The sequence below is a fragment of the Clostridioides sp. ZZV14-6153 genome (assembly GCF_020657855.1).
Classification (GTDB): domain Bacteria; phylum Bacillota; class Clostridia; order Peptostreptococcales; family Peptostreptococcaceae; genus Clostridioides.
Genome location: NZ_JAGWCZ010000002.1, coordinates 562,939 through 578,288, shown reverse-complemented (window position 1 = coordinate 578,288; position 15,350 = coordinate 562,939). Strand labels below are relative to the sequence as shown.

General features: G+C 29.8%; 14 protein-coding genes. 4 read left to right on the top strand and 10 right to left on the bottom strand.

The annotated features are described in order from the left end of the window. Positions 1-27: 27 nt before the first annotated feature. The 3 genes from KGF46_RS05310 to KGF46_RS05300 all read right to left on the bottom strand — a co-directional run bounded on the left by KGF46_RS05310 (position 28) and on the right by KGF46_RS05300 (position 2,802). Positions 28-381 (bottom strand): hypothetical protein, encoded by a 354-nt coding sequence (locus tag KGF46_RS05310; protein WP_227841466.1) that lies wholly within the window; start codon positions 379-381, stop codon positions 28-30. An 81-nt stretch (positions 382-462) separates the two neighbouring features. Further along, positions 463-1,905 (bottom strand): cell wall-binding repeat-containing protein, encoded by a 1,443-nt coding sequence (locus KGF46_RS05305; protein WP_227828819.1) that lies wholly within the window; start codon positions 1,903-1,905, stop codon positions 463-465. A 558-nt stretch (positions 1,906-2,463) separates the two neighbouring features. Beyond that, positions 2,464-2,802, bottom strand: a complete 339-nt coding sequence (locus KGF46_RS05300; RefSeq protein ID WP_413926878.1) for a hypothetical protein — start codon at positions 2,800-2,802, stop codon at positions 2,464-2,466. Between the two features lie 246 nt (positions 2,803-3,048). Between KGF46_RS05300 and KGF46_RS05295 the strand changes: the two genes are divergently transcribed. Together KGF46_RS05295 and KGF46_RS05290 are read left to right on the top strand one after the other, a co-directional pair. Continuing rightward, positions 3,049-4,260, top strand: coding sequence for an ROK family transcriptional regulator (locus KGF46_RS05295; RefSeq protein ID WP_227828820.1), 1,212 nt, complete (start codon positions 3,049-3,051; stop codon positions 4,258-4,260). Between the two features lie 99 nt (positions 4,261-4,359). After that, positions 4,360-4,875: a ferritin gene (locus tag KGF46_RS05290; RefSeq protein WP_227842351.1), complete on the top strand. Its 516-nt coding sequence runs from the start codon at positions 4,360-4,362 to the stop codon at positions 4,873-4,875. A gap of 269 nt (positions 4,876-5,144) precedes the next feature. Here KGF46_RS05290 and KGF46_RS05285 read toward each other — a convergent pair whose 3' ends face one another. The 7 genes from KGF46_RS05285 to KGF46_RS05255 all read right to left on the bottom strand — a co-directional run bounded on the left by KGF46_RS05285 (position 5,145) and on the right by KGF46_RS05255 (position 12,604). Next, positions 5,145-7,244, bottom strand: coding sequence for an acetate--CoA ligase family protein (locus KGF46_RS05285; RefSeq protein ID WP_227861836.1), 2,100 nt, complete (start codon positions 7,242-7,244; stop codon positions 5,145-5,147). Positions 7,245-7,369: 125 nt separating this feature from the next. Then, on the bottom strand, positions 7,370-7,909 hold the full coding sequence (locus KGF46_RS05280) for a 2-oxoacid:acceptor oxidoreductase family protein (RefSeq protein ID WP_227828823.1): 540 nt from the start codon (positions 7,907-7,909) through the stop codon (positions 7,370-7,372). A 2-nt stretch (positions 7,910-7,911) separates the two neighbouring features. Beyond that, positions 7,912-8,652 (bottom strand): thiamine pyrophosphate-dependent enzyme, encoded by a 741-nt coding sequence (locus tag KGF46_RS05275; protein WP_227842348.1) that lies wholly within the window; start codon positions 8,650-8,652, stop codon positions 7,912-7,914. A 1-nt stretch (position 8,653) separates the two neighbouring features. Beyond that, positions 8,654-9,703: a 3-methyl-2-oxobutanoate dehydrogenase subunit VorB gene (gene vorB / locus KGF46_RS05270; protein ID WP_227434866.1), complete on the bottom strand. Its 1,050-nt coding sequence runs from the start codon at positions 9,701-9,703 to the stop codon at positions 8,654-8,656. A 16-nt stretch (positions 9,704-9,719) separates the two neighbouring features. Further along, positions 9,720-9,938, bottom strand: a complete 219-nt coding sequence (locus KGF46_RS05265; RefSeq protein ID WP_227828825.1) for an indolepyruvate ferredoxin oxidoreductase subunit alpha — start codon at positions 9,936-9,938, stop codon at positions 9,720-9,722. A gap of 32 nt (positions 9,939-9,970) precedes the next feature. Further along, positions 9,971-11,074 (bottom strand): histidinol-phosphate transaminase, encoded by a 1,104-nt coding sequence (gene hisC, locus KGF46_RS05260; RefSeq protein WP_227842343.1) that lies wholly within the window; start codon positions 11,072-11,074, stop codon positions 9,971-9,973. A 99-nt stretch (positions 11,075-11,173) separates the two neighbouring features. Then, the gene (locus KGF46_RS05255) at positions 11,174-12,604 is read right to left on the bottom strand and encodes an MFS transporter (RefSeq protein WP_227828827.1); all 1,431 of its coding nucleotides are present in this window, start codon (positions 12,602-12,604) and stop codon (positions 11,174-11,176) included. Between the two features lie 674 nt (positions 12,605-13,278). On the opposite strand from KGF46_RS05255, the gene KGF46_RS05250 reads away from it, so the two are divergent. Beyond that, the gene (locus KGF46_RS05250; RefSeq protein WP_227828828.1) at positions 13,279-14,643 is read left to right on the top strand and encodes a sodium:solute symporter family protein; all 1,365 of its coding nucleotides are present in this window, start codon (positions 13,279-13,281) and stop codon (positions 14,641-14,643) included. A gap of 23 nt (positions 14,644-14,666) precedes the next feature. Next, positions 14,667-15,320: a TetR/AcrR family transcriptional regulator gene (locus tag KGF46_RS05245; protein WP_227828829.1), complete on the top strand. Its 654-nt coding sequence runs from the start codon at positions 14,667-14,669 to the stop codon at positions 15,318-15,320. The last annotated feature ends 30 nt before the right edge of the window (positions 15,321-15,350 follow it).

Below are 15,350 nucleotides of genomic sequence, written 5' to 3'. Positions count from 1 at the left end.
CTTCCTTATTAATATATTTTATTTAATTTATCTTTTAAAAATTTGCATTTTTTGACAAATCTTAGTGGTTATATATCCAATCATATAAAATGCGGCATAAAGTAAAACATAGATATATGCTGAATCATTTAAAAATATATACATTAATATTATATAAGTTATTAAAGATACTACAAGTGATAAAATCAAGTTAGTTTTACTCAATACACAAACTATCCCTTGAATTAAAAAAGCAATTGGAAAAATCAAAACCATACCTATTACAAAAATCCCTTTGGCAGGAATATCTGGTATATTAAATATATCTGTAGCAAAAGTTAAAAACATCAATAACATTATGATTGTAGGAAATATAATACTAAAAACATTACTTTTTTTCATGATAAATTTTCCTTATTTGTAGTTTTAAATTAGCTATTTAAATGAAACCCAATAAATATAGCTGTTAAATTAATAATTTAATTACTTTGTCGCCTCAATTTCTCCCATCATTCTAACTAAGTCTTGTCCATATTGACCACCAGCCCAATTATTAGAAAGACTTTCAACTGTTTTAGCTTTCCCAAATAAAGATTTTTCATGTCTAGGGTCTACTGGATTTGAAAGTGGATAGCCCTCTTGTCCTGCATATAGACATAAATGTTGAATTTGAGCTAGTATTCCCTCTTCCCAAGTATCAAATCTTGAGTGTGCATTTTTGTCAGTATCAGAACCACCAACAGAAGTCTTAAGTCCACAAGGATTCTTAAATGATGCATCTAATACTCCACCAAAATTACAGAAACCAGTTTCTTTTGCTGATTGAGCTACTGCTAAAACAGGATTTACACCTTCTTGAACAGCTGTATCATATAGTATTGGTATCAATTCTATAAATAAATCATTTGCTTTTTTAGATTTAGCCCATTTTAGACAAGCTTCTAAACTAGCTGTTGGTTCACCTAATATACTTGTCTCATCTTTTATAGGTGAATCCCCTTTTGTAGATGAATCACCATTATTCTGTGCAGCAGAAACACATTTATTATACACACTATCGCTTATTGAACCTAATCTAGTAATCTTATCTGCTCCTGCTAGTATGGATTTATCACTATCTTCTGATACTAATACAATTGGATTATCTTTAGCAATTGTAGAACCTGTAAGAGCATTCACTAAATCATATCCATCACTTAAATAAAATTCTGATGAATCTGGATAAAATTCTTTTATAACTTTTTTATTTGTATCATATCTATCTGAACCACCAAGTCTCTTAGAGTTAGTCTTGTTAACTAAACTAGTACTCATAGAAATACTTCCACCTACAGCATATGATTTTACATTACTTGTTGAAAAAGGAACACTTTTTCCATCTGTAAGTACTATAGGAGCTACATCTCTTACTGAGACAGGTGCAGCACTTATAGTATCAGCCTCTCCTTTATATGCATTAGTTAATATAACTTCATCAACTTTTTTAATGGTACTTACTTCTTTGGCAACACTATAACTAGTCTTTATTCTATCATCTCCACCTAGTCTAGTTACTTGTGCTCCTGTATTTTTCAGCTCAGTTTCTACTGACTTACTTATTGACAACTCTTTACCTATTATGTATATCTTTTTTACATTTTTTAATCTTTGTTTTGTTTCATTTGGTATGTTACTTTTTTGAGCAAGCAAAATTGGAGCATCTACAGCACCAGCAAGACCACTTGCTGAAAGACCATCTGCTATAGAACTATCCATATTTACCACAATGGCTGTATCATAGCTCGTTTTATCTGCTATTAATCCAGCCGTCTCATATATGTTCTTACCTTTAATGGTATCTGATGTTAATGCACTTACATTAGGTGCATTCATTAGAAATATAGCTAATGTTAAACCTAATGCTAAAACTCTTTTAATTGTTCTCATATTCTTCCCCCTTGATATATCAAGCTTAATCCAAAAATGACTATAACATAGTAATACATCTACGCTATAGTCATTTATTATAATTTAATAATTATATGTTTCTTATTATATCATAAATTACAAAAAGTTTCCATAATATTAGATAGATTAGAGAAAAAATTTACATTTTAGTTACAATTTCCCATATTTCAGTTCTAATACATACATATTCGGTAACAATTTGTAATAAAAATTGATAAATACACCTTATATTTATTTTAAAATTATACAATAATGAAATTTATTGCATATAAAAATTTATCATAAATTATATAATACTTTTATTATTGAATAAATATATTATAAAAATTAAAACTTAATTTAAATAAGTAATTTGACAAATTTATTAGGAAATTCTAAGTATAATAAATCAAAAAGAGCCACAAAATCTAGCATTTAAGTGGCTTTCTATTATTCCAATTGATTATATAAAGTGATTTTCTCATTTTAGAAATATAAATAATTATTTTTTCAAAATAACCTAAAAAATAAGCTTCTAATAACTTAAAAATCTGGAATTTAATTTCTTCTATTAATTTCGTCTGTTATTAATGATTTAGAAATATACATTGCTTTTATTATATTTCTAAATCGTTTGTAATTAGTAGTACCCTCTGCAAATTTTGACTGTGCTTTTTCACATTTGTTTATACTTGAAGATACAGGTCGTAGTGCTTCTATTAATTCTTCTTTTGTATATTTATCGATTATACTTTCCTCTGTTATTAATGATTTCGAAATATACATCGCTTTTATCCTATTCTTAAGGAGTGAGTGTTGAGAAGACCCTTCCATAAACTTTAGTTGTGCTTTTTCACATCTACTGATAACTGAAGATACTACTCTCAGTGTTTCCACCAATTCTTCTTTTGTATAATTATCTATAGTATTTCACCTCAAATTCTAATTCATTATTATATACCTTAATTTACTTCAATATTTTTTCACCCTATTATAACATATTTTTAGTGCTATTCTAATATATAATGTGATATATTCTAGTTAATGGTATTTTCGAACTTAATCAAATGTTATTCTATTATAAGGTCATAGTATATATATGAAAATACATAAAAATACTTAACTTTTTTAAGGAGATTTCCAATGAGCAACAAACAAGGTTCTAACATAAAAGATGTAAAAATTAAAAATAAGTTAATAATACTGAAACTACTTTCTACAAATACTCCTATGTCTAGAGTTGATTTAGCTAAATCTACAGGTCTTACTAAAATGACTTTATCAAATCTAGTCACTGAGCTTATTAATGAAAACATGATTAGAGAGATAGAATCATCAACTTTAAATGCACATTCATCAGGTCGTAAACCTATTTTATTAGATATTTCTAATATATCTCCTTGTGTTTGTGGCATTTTGATAAGAAGAAATATTTGTAAGGTAATCATTGCGGATTTAAAAGGTAATATTGTCAAACAACTTTTTGAGACTTACCCTAAATATCTGTCAAATGATGTTTTAAAAGATATAATAAAAAGAATGTTTACTAAAATAATGAAAAATAACAAAAGAGATATAATTGGAATTGGCATTTCTTCAATAGGTCCTGTAGATAATATAAATGGTATAATATTAAATCCTCCAGACTTTGGAAATGTATCAAACCTAAACATAGTAAATTTTATAGGAGAAATATCTGATTTACCTATATTTTTGATAAATGATGCTAATGCAGGTGCTTTGGCTGAAAAAATGTATGGTCTAGGCAAAGATATTCCAAATTATATATATTTACATATAATGAATGGAATTGGAGCTGGTTTAGTATTAGAAAATAAACTTCACACTGGTAATTTAGGTCAAAGTGGTGAAATAGGACATACATCTATTAATTTTAGTGGTCCAGTATGTAGTTGTGGAAATAATGGATGTCTAGACTATTATACAAGTGTGAGTAAGTTAATTAAAAGAATTGAATCATTAAGTCATATTTATCCAGATTCTCCACTAATTAATTGTAAAGATTTTTCTCTAGTCAAGTTAATAGATGAAGCCAATAACAAAGATAATCTAGGGATGTTTTTGCTTGATGAATTTTGTACATATATATCATATGCATTAGTAAATACACTTACCTTAATTGATTGTAGTTCTATAATAATAGGTTATGACTTTAATATCCCTGGTACATTTATAGAAAATACATTATTAAAAAAATTGACTGCTTCAGCAAGTTTTTCTAAATATAAAAAAATAAATGTAAGACATTCAAATTTTGGAGCAAATGCACCACTAATTGGCTCTGTAGCCATAGTAAGCTATAATTTTTTTAATGGTAGTATAAATTTTGATTAAACATGTAAAATATTAAAATATTTAATTAGTTTTGTTGAATATTTTTCCATTTAATATTATTATATCTTATAAGAGCGTTTAAAATTTGGAGGTATAAAAATGATTTCAGCTAAAATGGAAAAATTACTTAATGAACAGATTAACCATGAATTATATTCTGCATATCTTTACCTTTCTATGTCTTCTTACCTTGAAGCAGAAGGACTTAAAGGATTTTCTAATTGGTTTTATGTTCAATATAAAGAAGAAACAGACCATGCTATGTATTTTTACAAATACTTACATAATGTAGGAGGAAAGGTTCAACTTGATGCTATACCAATGCCAGATGCAGACTTCACTTCTGCAATGGATATTCTTGAACGTACATTAGCTCATGAACAAAAGGTTACTGCTTTAATAAACAATCTAGCTGCTGTAGCAAACTCTGAAACAGACTTTAGAACTTCTCAATTCTTACTTTGGTTTATATCTGAACAAGCAGAAGAAGAGACAACTTGCGAAGACAATATAAAACGTGTTAAACTTGCTGGAGAAGGTGGGTTATTCTTTGTAGACCAAGAATTGGCTACTCGCATATATTCAGCACCAACAAATCCACCTGTAACAATATAAAAATATTAACGTTAAAATTTTTAGTATAATAGATAGGGTGTTTTAATGAAAATCAAGATTGATTCTATTCATTAAAACACCCTTTATGATTTGTCTTATATGTAGTATTTTACTTTTTATACATTGCTATTTTACAATCATATTTAAAACTCTATTTTTAACTTAAAGTATTCTATAATTAAATGTGGGGTGACTGAAAATCACAATCTATAAATTAGTGTAATTTTCAGTCGGTACTTTGATTATGGTTGAATACCAAAACTTGTTAACTATTTATATTTAACTATTAAAGCGTCTACTGCACATACACCTTTTCCCCTAGGATATACAAATACAGGATTTAAATCTATTTCCTTAACCTCATCCTTGTTTTCATAAGCATATTTCCCTAATTTAACCATCATATCTGCAAGAGCATCAACATCGCAAGGTTCGCTGCCTCTGTATCCATTTAAAAGCTTAAATGATTTTAATTTTTTAAGCATCATTATAGCTTCATCATGATTTATAGGTAATGGATATAAAGTAGTATCTTTAAATACTTCTACAAATACTCCACCTAAACCAACTAATAGCATTGGTCCAAATTGGTCATCATTAGTTATACCAATAATTATTTCTACTCCACTTTCAACCATTTCTTGAACCAGTATACCATCAATCTTGGCATTTGGTTTTGCTTCTTTTACATTAATTAAAATCTCATTATATGCACTTACTGCCTCTTCTCTATTATTGATTCCTACTTCGACTCCTCCAACATCAGATTTATGTAATATCTCTGAAGAGTTTATTTTTAATACAACAGGATAGTTGATGTACTTCAAAATTTTATCTAATTCATCAATACTTTTTGCAATACCTTGACCTGGCACTGGTACTCCATATTTCTTCATTTCAATTTTACTATCTAATTCTGATAAGGCTACTACATTGTTTGAGTCTCTTTTCTTAACAGCTTCAAATTCTAAAGTTCTCTTTGAATAATCATAATCTACAAATTTAGCCATTTTATTGAAACAAGTAAATGTAGTTCCAACTGATGACATTATAGGTACTTGACTATTTTCTAATCTAGCCCTATAATTTAGATATCTATTTCCTTCAAGTGTAGGAACTGCAAATACAGGCTTCTTCAATCCTTGTTCTCTAGCTTCACTTACAGCTTGACAAAGAGTCTCATGCATTTCATTTTCTTCATCTCTTATATTTGCACCTATCATAGTAAATCCAACACTATCATCTTTATCAAATGTATGTAATAAACCTACTATCATATCTTTTTCATGAAATAATGCAGTTGTAGCATCCAATGGATTTTTAGGTGTTGCAAATCCTGGAAGATATTTTTTCATCTCTTCTTTAGTTTCAGTGGATATTTCTGCAAGTTCTACACAATTTTCTTCTGCTAAATCTGCACAAATAGTATTTTCTCCCCCTGAGAAGTTTATTGCTGCAAAATTAGAATTTTTAGGCAAATTACCATCTAAAACACTAAAAGCCTGAGCTAAACTCATAAATTGTTCTAAATTCTCTACAGAAATTACTCCATACTTTTCAAAAATACTCTCAAAAGCTTTACTTGAACCAGCTAAGTTTCCTGTATGAGAAGCAGCTGATATAGCTCCTTTTTCTGACCTTCCTGACTTCAAGATTATTACTGGTTTTCTTTTTTGAGCTGCTTTTTTTAGTGCATTTATAAATTTTTGAGGATTTTTTAGCCCCTCAAGATAAATAGCTATTACTGATGCATAATTATCATCTACAAGAAAGTCTACTGCATCTTCTAGTGTAACTATATTTCCATTTCCTGTTGAAAAACCATAAGATATATTAAAATAATCACTTGAAACAATTTCTGCAGTTATAAATCCACTCTGCCCTACAATTCCTATCCCTGGTTTTTTAGTATCCAAATCCCACTTAGAACCACCAGCCCATAGATTAACTTTATCTATGCAGTTTAGTAATCCCATACAGTTTGGACCTAATATTTTCATATCATATGTATTAGATATTTCTATAAGTTGATTTTCTAAATCTACTCCATCTTCTGTTCCTTCTTCTGCAAATCCACTAGCATATACCACTGCTGCCCTTGTTCCTAATTCTCCAGAATCTTTTAACACAGATGGAACTACATTTCTAGGTGTACATACTACCACACAGTCTACAACTTCTGGAACTTCTTGTATTGTCTTATAGCACTTTCTCCCAAATAATTCTTCTCTTTTGGGATTTACATAATATACTCTGTCTGTATTTTTACTTTTTACTATGCTAAGTGCTGCACTTCTACCAAAGCCAAGTTTATCAGTAACTCCTACTATAGCAATACTCTTTGGTCTAATAAGTTTTTCCAAACTCATAAATTCACTCTCCTATATATTTTATAGTTGTGATTTTAAGTGAATTCTATCTCAAGATAAAGCTTCTCTTGGCACTTAAGATTTGTTAAATCTTGAGATGAACCACTTAAGATAAGGGTAATTTATTAAATGGCGTTATTATAGCCTTCCATGAATGCTGCTTCATTTTGAACATTAAATTTGCCTTTTCCTTTTTCCTCAAAGAAATCACACATAGTTTTTATGGCTAATTCTTTCTCAAATAATCCTGTTTTTGCAATCAATGCTCCAAGAACTACTACATTTGCAGCTTTTGGATTGTTTGCCTTTTGAGCTAATTCCTGACAATTTATTTTAACTACATTTACATCTTCTCTTAATGCTATATTTTCATCTATCGCAGACGTATTAATAACTACTGTTCCTCCTTCTTTTACTAAATTTATATAATCTAAGGATGGCTTATTCATCGCTACTAAAACATCTATTTCTTCCATATCAGGTCCACCTATACTCTCATCAGAAAACTTAACCACACTATATGCTTTTCCACCTCTCATAGTTGGACCATATGCTGGCATCCAAGTAACTTGTTTTCCTAATTCAAGTGCTGATTCAGCTACAATTAAACCTAAAGTTAAAACTCCTTGACCACCAAATCCTGCAAATACTAACTCTTTTTCCATAACTATTCACCATCCCTTTGCTTAAATTCGCCAAGAGTATAATATGGCACTATTTCTTCTTCCATCCACTGGATAGATTTTTCTAATGATACACCCCAGTTAGTTGGGCAAGGTGCTAATATTTCAACCAATGAATATCCCTCTCCATTTAATTGAGCTTCTATAGCATTCTTTATATATTTTTTTAGATTAATTATTTCTTTTGGACTATGAACTGAACCTCTTGCTACATAGGCTACATCAAAGTAATTTGCCACCATTTCAGGAACTTTTAATGGACTACCAGTAGTTTTTATATCTCTTCCATTTACACTTGTTGTTGTAACTTGACCTGGCATAGTAGTCCATGACATTTGACCACCAGTCATTGCAAAGTTATTGTTATTTATTACAAATACAGTTATATTATGATTTCTATATGCAGTATTTAATGTTTCAGAAAGACCTATAACATATGCATCTCCATCACCTTGATAAGTCATAACTAACATATCTGTTCGTGCTACTTTAACTCCTATGGCTGTAGATGAAGCTCTACCATGTGCAGTTTGCATCTTATCACCATTCCAGCTAAAATTCATATTACAAACACAGCCAACGCCTAAAGTTAATACATGATTTTTTTCATATCCATTTTCTTCTATCACTTCTGCTATTATACGGTTTACTATTCCATGACCACAACCTGGACAAAATTTGTTTGGTATTGAAACAATGCTAGGTGTTAATCTATCTGTAGCCATATTAGAACACCTCCTTAATTTCGCCAGATTTTATTTTGCTGTAAGTGTCCATTACTTGTAATGTTTTTGGTATATGATTTCCACTAAATAATCCATAAACAGGTACATTTTCTTTGCATATTTTCTTTGAAGCTAATGCAACATCCTCTACTAACTGACCTGTATCAGTTGACTCTACTGAGATAAATCCTTTTACATCTTTATTTACCTTTTCAAATGCTTTATATGGGAAAGGCCACACTGTTATTGGTCTTATTATTCCAACTTTTTCTCCTTGTTCTCTAAGTCTTCTAACAGCATTCATAGTTGTTCTTGATGGTATACCGAACGCTACAAACACATATTCTGCATCTTCAACTTGATAATCTTCCCATTGTTGTTCATTTTCAGTTATTCTCATACGCTTCTCCATACAAAAAGCTGGTTTTTGGTTATCTGGAACTTTTGCATGGTCTCTATTACTACCATCATAAGTCCAACCTAAGTCTTCTTCTCTTTTCTTAAATTCAGGAAACTCTACTGGTTCCATCATTTGACCTAAAGCTGCTTCTGTCAAAATTTCAACAGGCACTCTATATTTCTCCGCTACATCAAATGAGTTATACATTAAATCTACAGTTTCTTGAATACTATTTGGTGCATAAACTATTAGATGATAATCTCCATTTCCTCCCCCTCTAGTGTCTCTTAGGTAGTCTGTTTGTGCTGAATCTAGTGAACCAAGACCAGGTCCCCATCTTTGTACATTTACAATTACACAAGGATAATGGTTTGCACATAAATATGAGATTCCTTCTTGTTTTAAAGATATTCCTGGCCCTGAAGAACTTGTCATAGACCTCATTCCACTTGCATATGCTCCATATACCATGTATATAGCAGCCATTTCATTTTCAGATTGTATAAAAGTTCTTCCAAGTTCAGACATTCTATGTGATAAAAATTCCATTACCTCGGTTTGTGGTGTGATTGGATATCCTGCATAAAATTCACAACCACCTCTTAGAGCTGCTTCTGCAATGGCGTGGTTTCCCTTCCACATTTTTTTCATATTCTCCCAACTCCTTTTAAGCCTCTTGACTTGCTTCTTCTTTAATTATTTCAAATACATTATCTGGACATACTTGATAACAAATTCCACAAAGTATGCATTTGCTTTCATCAACTTCTACATGAGTATATCCTTCTGTGTTTATATTATCGGATATTTTTAATGCTCCTTTTTTACAAGATATAACGCAATATTCACAGCTTTTACATCTCTCTGCGTTTATTTTTAAACTCATAGTTACACCCCATTTCGTAATATTTCTATCTATTAGCTAATACTTGGTTCTTCTTTAAGATTTAATATTTCTTTTAAAACTGCTACAAATTTCTTGTTTTCTTCCATAGTTCCAATACTTACACGCACATGTGTAGCATTTGGTCTTATTACAAAACCTCTTTGTTTTAAGTCTTCAAATAACTTAGGTATATCTGTTTTCATATCTACATAAAGGAAGTTTGATTGTGAATCTACAACATCAAATCCCATTTTTGTGAACTCTTCTTTGAAATAAGCCATTCCAGCTCTATTTAACTCATATGTTTCCTTTATAAATTCATCATCATCAAGTGCGGCTGTTGCTCCACTTATCGCAACACGATTAGCAGAGAAAGGTTCTTTTACTGTAAATAAAGTTCTTATTATCTCATCTTTAGCAATACCATACCCTACTCTAAGTCCTGCAAGACCATATATTTTAGAGAAAGTTCTTGTCACTATAACATTATAATTTTCTCTTACATATTTAAGACCATCCACATAATTAGGCACTGTTAAAAATTCTATATATGCTTCATCTAATATAGTTATAATATTTTCAGGGACTTTCTTTAAAAATTCTTCCAATTCTTTATCATCTACAATTGTTCCTGTTGGATTATTAGGATTACATATACATATTAATTTTGTTTTATCTGTAATCTTATCTAATATACCTTGTAAATCATACTTATAATCCTCTGTTAAAGGTACTTCTACTGGTATTCCTTCATTTTTAACAGTTGCTGTTCTATAAGATGGGAATGTTGGGTCACAGTATATAACTTCATCTCCTCTATTTATAAATGCTTCACCTATTAGTGTGATAACGTTATCTGCACCATTAGCAACAATGAAATTTTCTGGTTTTAAATCCAATTTTTCAGCCAATTTTCTTCTAAGTTCATTAGCTTCTGGCTCTGGATAAAGTTGACCTTGTTTTAACATTTCAATCATAGCTTCCATTGCTTTTGGTGATGGTCCCAGAGGATTTTCATTTGAAGCTAGTTTTATTATTTCTTTTACACCATATTTTTCTTTTACTTTTTCTATTGGTTCACCTGGAACATATTGATGTAATTCTTTTACTGTATTTCTCAATAATTTTTCTATCATTTTTAAAAGCCCCCCCTGTATATGTATTTTCATTTATATAAACGCTATTGCGTCTACTTACTCTAACAACTAAACTAAGTCATTTACTCAAATTTTTTATTAAGCATTTCTTTGATTTAATTCTTCTCTTATTTGATTTAATTTTTTATCACTTACTGGATATAAGATTGCTATAACAATAGCTATTATTAAAGGTATTGCCATAGAGTAAGAAATCATATTTATAAAACCTGTTTTAACTGCTGCTGTAACTACCATATCAGCTTGATATCCCATTGAATTCATTAAAATTGTTCTTATAGTAGTCGCAAGTAGTACACCTACTTGTATTGCAACTGGATATAGTGACATACTTAGACCTGGTAAATCTTTTCCTGATTTCCAATGTCCATAATCACAAGAACCAGCAAAGAAGTTAAGATTTATTATTGATACTACATTTGAGAAACCTCCACCAATTGCCAGTAGCATAGTTACCCCTAAAGTTGTTCTCCCCCAAGGAGTCCATGCAACTAACAAGTGACATAATGCGCATATAGAGAAAGAAATTATTGAAGCTAATTTTTGTTCTTTACAAATTCTTATAAACACTGGTGCGAAAAACATAAATCCTACACTTACCAAAGGCATTATTGCTAAAAATACTGCCAAGCCACGTTCATCTTCTATTACATACTTAAAGTAATAAGGAGCTAAAGGTCCTAGCCCTATAGATCTTATGCATATAAGAAACTCTAAACAGAATGCCATCATAAGTGGTACATTAGTAAATAAAGCTTTTAGCATTTCACTTGCTTTAATTTTTGGTTTTTCTTCTTTTTGAAGTACTTCAGCTTCTGCTCCAGACTTTATTATTTCTGTTGAAGAAAACCAAAATACTAGAAGACATCCTACTGCAAAGAATAGATAAGTACCTAAATAACCCATTCCTTCTCCACCTAGTACATCTGCAAATAAAACTAATAATAACGGATATGAAAAACCTACTAAAAATTTTCCAACTTCTTTGAATATATTTGTAGTAGTTGAACCTATAACTCTGTCTCTAGGTGTTTTAGTAACCACAGGGTAAATAGCATAGATTATAGTGAAAACTACTTGTTGAGCACAAGATGCTATTAACAATAATGCTGTCATTAAAGGTAAAAGTAATGTTGGACTTATTTTCATTAATGGAACTATGAAAAATACTCCATATGTTAGTGCTAATGCTGCAGGTGCATACCTAAGCCAAGGATAATATTTTCCTTTTTTAAATGGTTGCTTGTCAAATATAGTCCCTGTTATCGGAGCCACAGCCATTTTTATGAAAGATTGTATTATTTGCATACCACCTGCCATAATTACACCAAGCTTTGCTACATCAGTTAAAAATATGTTTGTTACTGTTGATACAAAGTAGCCTATAAAATTATATGCCAAATTTATAGAACCTGAGTAAGTGTATACTGCTCTCTTTTTAGGGTCTCTCATATCATCTCTAAAGTTTGATATAAGATTTCCTTTTGGTTTGCTTTCTTGACTACTCACATCTACCCCTCCTTAACATAATTTATTCTTTATTTTATTTTTATTCACGTATAATAATTTAAATTTCAAACCCTACTCCATACTTTCTATAATTCGAATCAAATTTTTATATGTGTATAATTTTAATTTAATTATATTCTCAAAATTCATAATTGTCAAACACTTTTTGGATTTATTTTTTTGTTACTTAAATGAACTAAAAAGGCATTTATACTTAATTTAAATATATATTTTTATTAATATATGCATCTAAAGTGGCACTAAAACATATATTTCAAATTATTTCATCAAAATTCTAGTTATTTTAAATCATCATAAATTTATTCAAGAATAATTTTTATGCTATATTTATATACTACAAGTAGATATTAAAAATATTTTTCCGCCTTTTAAATCCCTTTTATTTTTATACATGTACTATTGATTTTAAAATAAAAGCATGTTACAATTACAAAAAAAGAATATATCAAGTAAACGTTTATTATAATCTTTAATTTCAGAATTTTCAATTTTCTTATTTTATCTAACTTTTACATAACATCATATGTTAAATTATTGTAGCTACACTAATCCAAAGCCAGTTAAAATCAATATTGTCTTACTTTTATATAAAATATATTTAAAATATATTTTATAAATTTTATTTAAAAAATATTATATAAGGAGAAAAAATTATGTTACTTTTAATTGCTACGTGTGCAGTGTACATATGGATTGGTTTTTATTTTTCTAAAAAAGTTAAAACAGCATCCGATTTCCTAATTGCGGGTAGAAATCTTCCTTTACCCATACTTGCTGCAACTATTGCTGCTACATCTTTTGGGGGAGGATGTTTGGTTGGTGGAGTTCAATGGGGAGCCGAAAGAGGACTATGGGTTGGTATGTACTCTACTATAGGTGCGGCTTTAGCTTGTTTTGTAAATGCATTTTTTGCAGGAAAATTAAGAAGCTTATCCTGTGATATAACACCTGCTGACTATATTGAAACTAGATATGGTCATAGTATATTCTTAAGAGCTTATCAATGTCTTGTAACACCAATATCAATATTAGCTATTATGGGCAGTCAATTAATATCTTTTGGTTCTGTATCTACTGCATTTGGTATTCCTTATGATATAGCTGTAATTGTAGGAGTCATAGTAATCATTATATATACTTATGCATCAGGAATGTGGGGAGTTGCAGTATCAGCATTTATTCAACTAGCTATTTGTGTAGTATTTTTGCCAATAGTGGCTTATATAAGCTTAAAATTAGTTGGCGACAACCCTTTACTTATGTTACAATCAATGGTAAAAGAACCATTCTTCCCAGGAAATAAGTCGCTTAGTGATTTTATGTATACAGTTTTACCATTGGTTTTAGGCTCAATATTTTCTTATGAAAGTTTTTTGAGATACCAATGTGCTGATAATGCTAAAAATGCAGTTAAAAGCAGTGTTATTGCAGGATTTATACTATTATTTCTTGCTTTCCCTATAGGCATAATTGGAGCTATTGGTGGTAGTTTATTTCCAAACATATCATCTGTTCAGGTTTTACCTCAAATGATATCAACAACTCTACCTCCTTTAATTTCGGTATTATTCTTAGCTGCTATATTAGCTGCCATAATGTCTACAGCTGACTCATTAATGACCTCAATGAGTGCCATAATATCGAGAGATATTTATAATAAATTATTGCATCCTAATATAGAGTTTAATGATTTAAAAAATACTCTTAAATACTCTCAAATTGCCTCAGCTTTAACAGCTATAATAGGAGCAGTTATAGCACTCAAGTTTGACAGTTTATTAGAACTATTGTTTTGGCCAGCACCATTATGTACAGGCGTAATATTTGCACCATTTGTCATTGGTCTTTCCTGGAAAGGTGCTACAAAAAAAGGAGCTATCTGTGCTGTTATAGTAAGTGCAATATTAGCATTTTTAAATATGATTGGCATCCTCACTGTCTTTGACAGAATCCTAGTACCTATAATAGGTGGTTCGGTTACGATACTTATAGTTAGCAAATTTTCAAAAAAAGATTGAAAAGAAAGGTATACACAGTAAATATGTCAAAATCAGAAAAAGGTAAGGAAACAAAAGCTAGTATTATAAGTGCTGCTAGAGAATTATTTTTTGAACAAGGTTATCACAAGACAACAACTAGGCAAATTGCAGAAAGAGCCAATATAAATTTAGGCTTAATAAGTTATTATTTCTCAAGTAAAAGTGAAATCGGAGCTATAATATATGAAGATATAAGGAATGAAATGCAATCTTTAATCTATAATTATCATGAAGAAGGTACAATGATGATGTTCTTTCTTGCTATGAATGCTGACCTTTGTTTTCTTTTAAAAAATGAAGCGTATAGAAACTTTTATTTAGATATAGCTTATGAGGAAGCTATTTTAAGCTATCAACGAAGTGTAACTGAAATGGTCATGAAAAGATATGTTAATGAAAAAGAATCTATAGAACATGACGAATTGATACTTTCTTGTATTGGTATACTCGCTATGAAACCAGAGATAATTAGGGTCTATACTTCACATAAATATGATATATCTTCTCAATCTGTAATAAAATATTTTACAAAACAGTTTCTAATTAACCTTGGTCACAGCACTGATTTATGCGAAGATATTTTAGAGGAATTAAGTAAATACTATATAGATATAGTTGATAATTTTACTCCAATAATAACTCGCATAAGAACTTAATAAAATTTTATTGAACTTTTTAGAGACTGA

What these genes read in the sequence shown, in the direction of transcription:
- KGF46_RS05310 (WP_227841466.1), bottom strand. Translation starts at nt 381, where the DNA reads ATGAAAAAAAGTAATGTTTTTAGTATTATATTTCCTACAATCATAATG.
- KGF46_RS05305 (WP_227828819.1), bottom strand. Translation starts at nt 1,905, where the DNA reads ATGAGAACAATTAAAAGAGTTTTAGCATTAGGTTTAACATTAGCTATA.
- KGF46_RS05295 (WP_227828820.1), top strand. Translation starts at nt 3,049, where the DNA reads ATGAGCAACAAACAAGGTTCTAACATAAAAGATGTAAAAATTAAAAAT.
- KGF46_RS05290 (WP_227842351.1), top strand. Translation starts at nt 4,360, where the DNA reads ATGATTTCAGCTAAAATGGAAAAATTACTTAATGAACAGATTAACCAT.
- KGF46_RS05285 (WP_227861836.1), bottom strand. Translation starts at nt 7,244, where the DNA reads ATGAGTTTGGAAAAACTTATTAGACCAAAGAGTATTGCTATAGTAGGA.
- KGF46_RS05280 (WP_227828823.1), bottom strand. Translation starts at nt 7,909, where the DNA reads ATGGAAAAAGAGTTAGTATTTGCAGGATTTGGTGGTCAAGGAGTTTTA.
- KGF46_RS05275 (WP_227842348.1), bottom strand. Translation starts at nt 8,652, where the DNA reads ATGGCTACAGATAGATTAACACCTAGCATTGTTTCAATACCAAACAAA.
- vorB (WP_227434866.1), bottom strand. Translation starts at nt 9,703, where the DNA reads ATGAAAAAAATGTGGAAGGGAAACCACGCCATTGCAGAAGCAGCTCTA.
- KGF46_RS05265 (WP_227828825.1), bottom strand. Translation starts at nt 9,938, where the DNA reads ATGAGTTTAAAAATAAACGCAGAGAGATGTAAAAGCTGTGAATATTGC.
- hisC (WP_227842343.1), bottom strand. Translation starts at nt 11,074, where the DNA reads ATGATAGAAAAATTATTGAGAAATACAGTAAAAGAATTACATCAATAT.
- KGF46_RS05250 (WP_227828828.1), top strand. Translation starts at nt 13,279, where the DNA reads ATGTTACTTTTAATTGCTACGTGTGCAGTGTACATATGGATTGGTTTT.
- KGF46_RS05245 (WP_227828829.1), top strand. Translation starts at nt 14,667, where the DNA reads ATGTCAAAATCAGAAAAAGGTAAGGAAACAAAAGCTAGTATTATAAGT.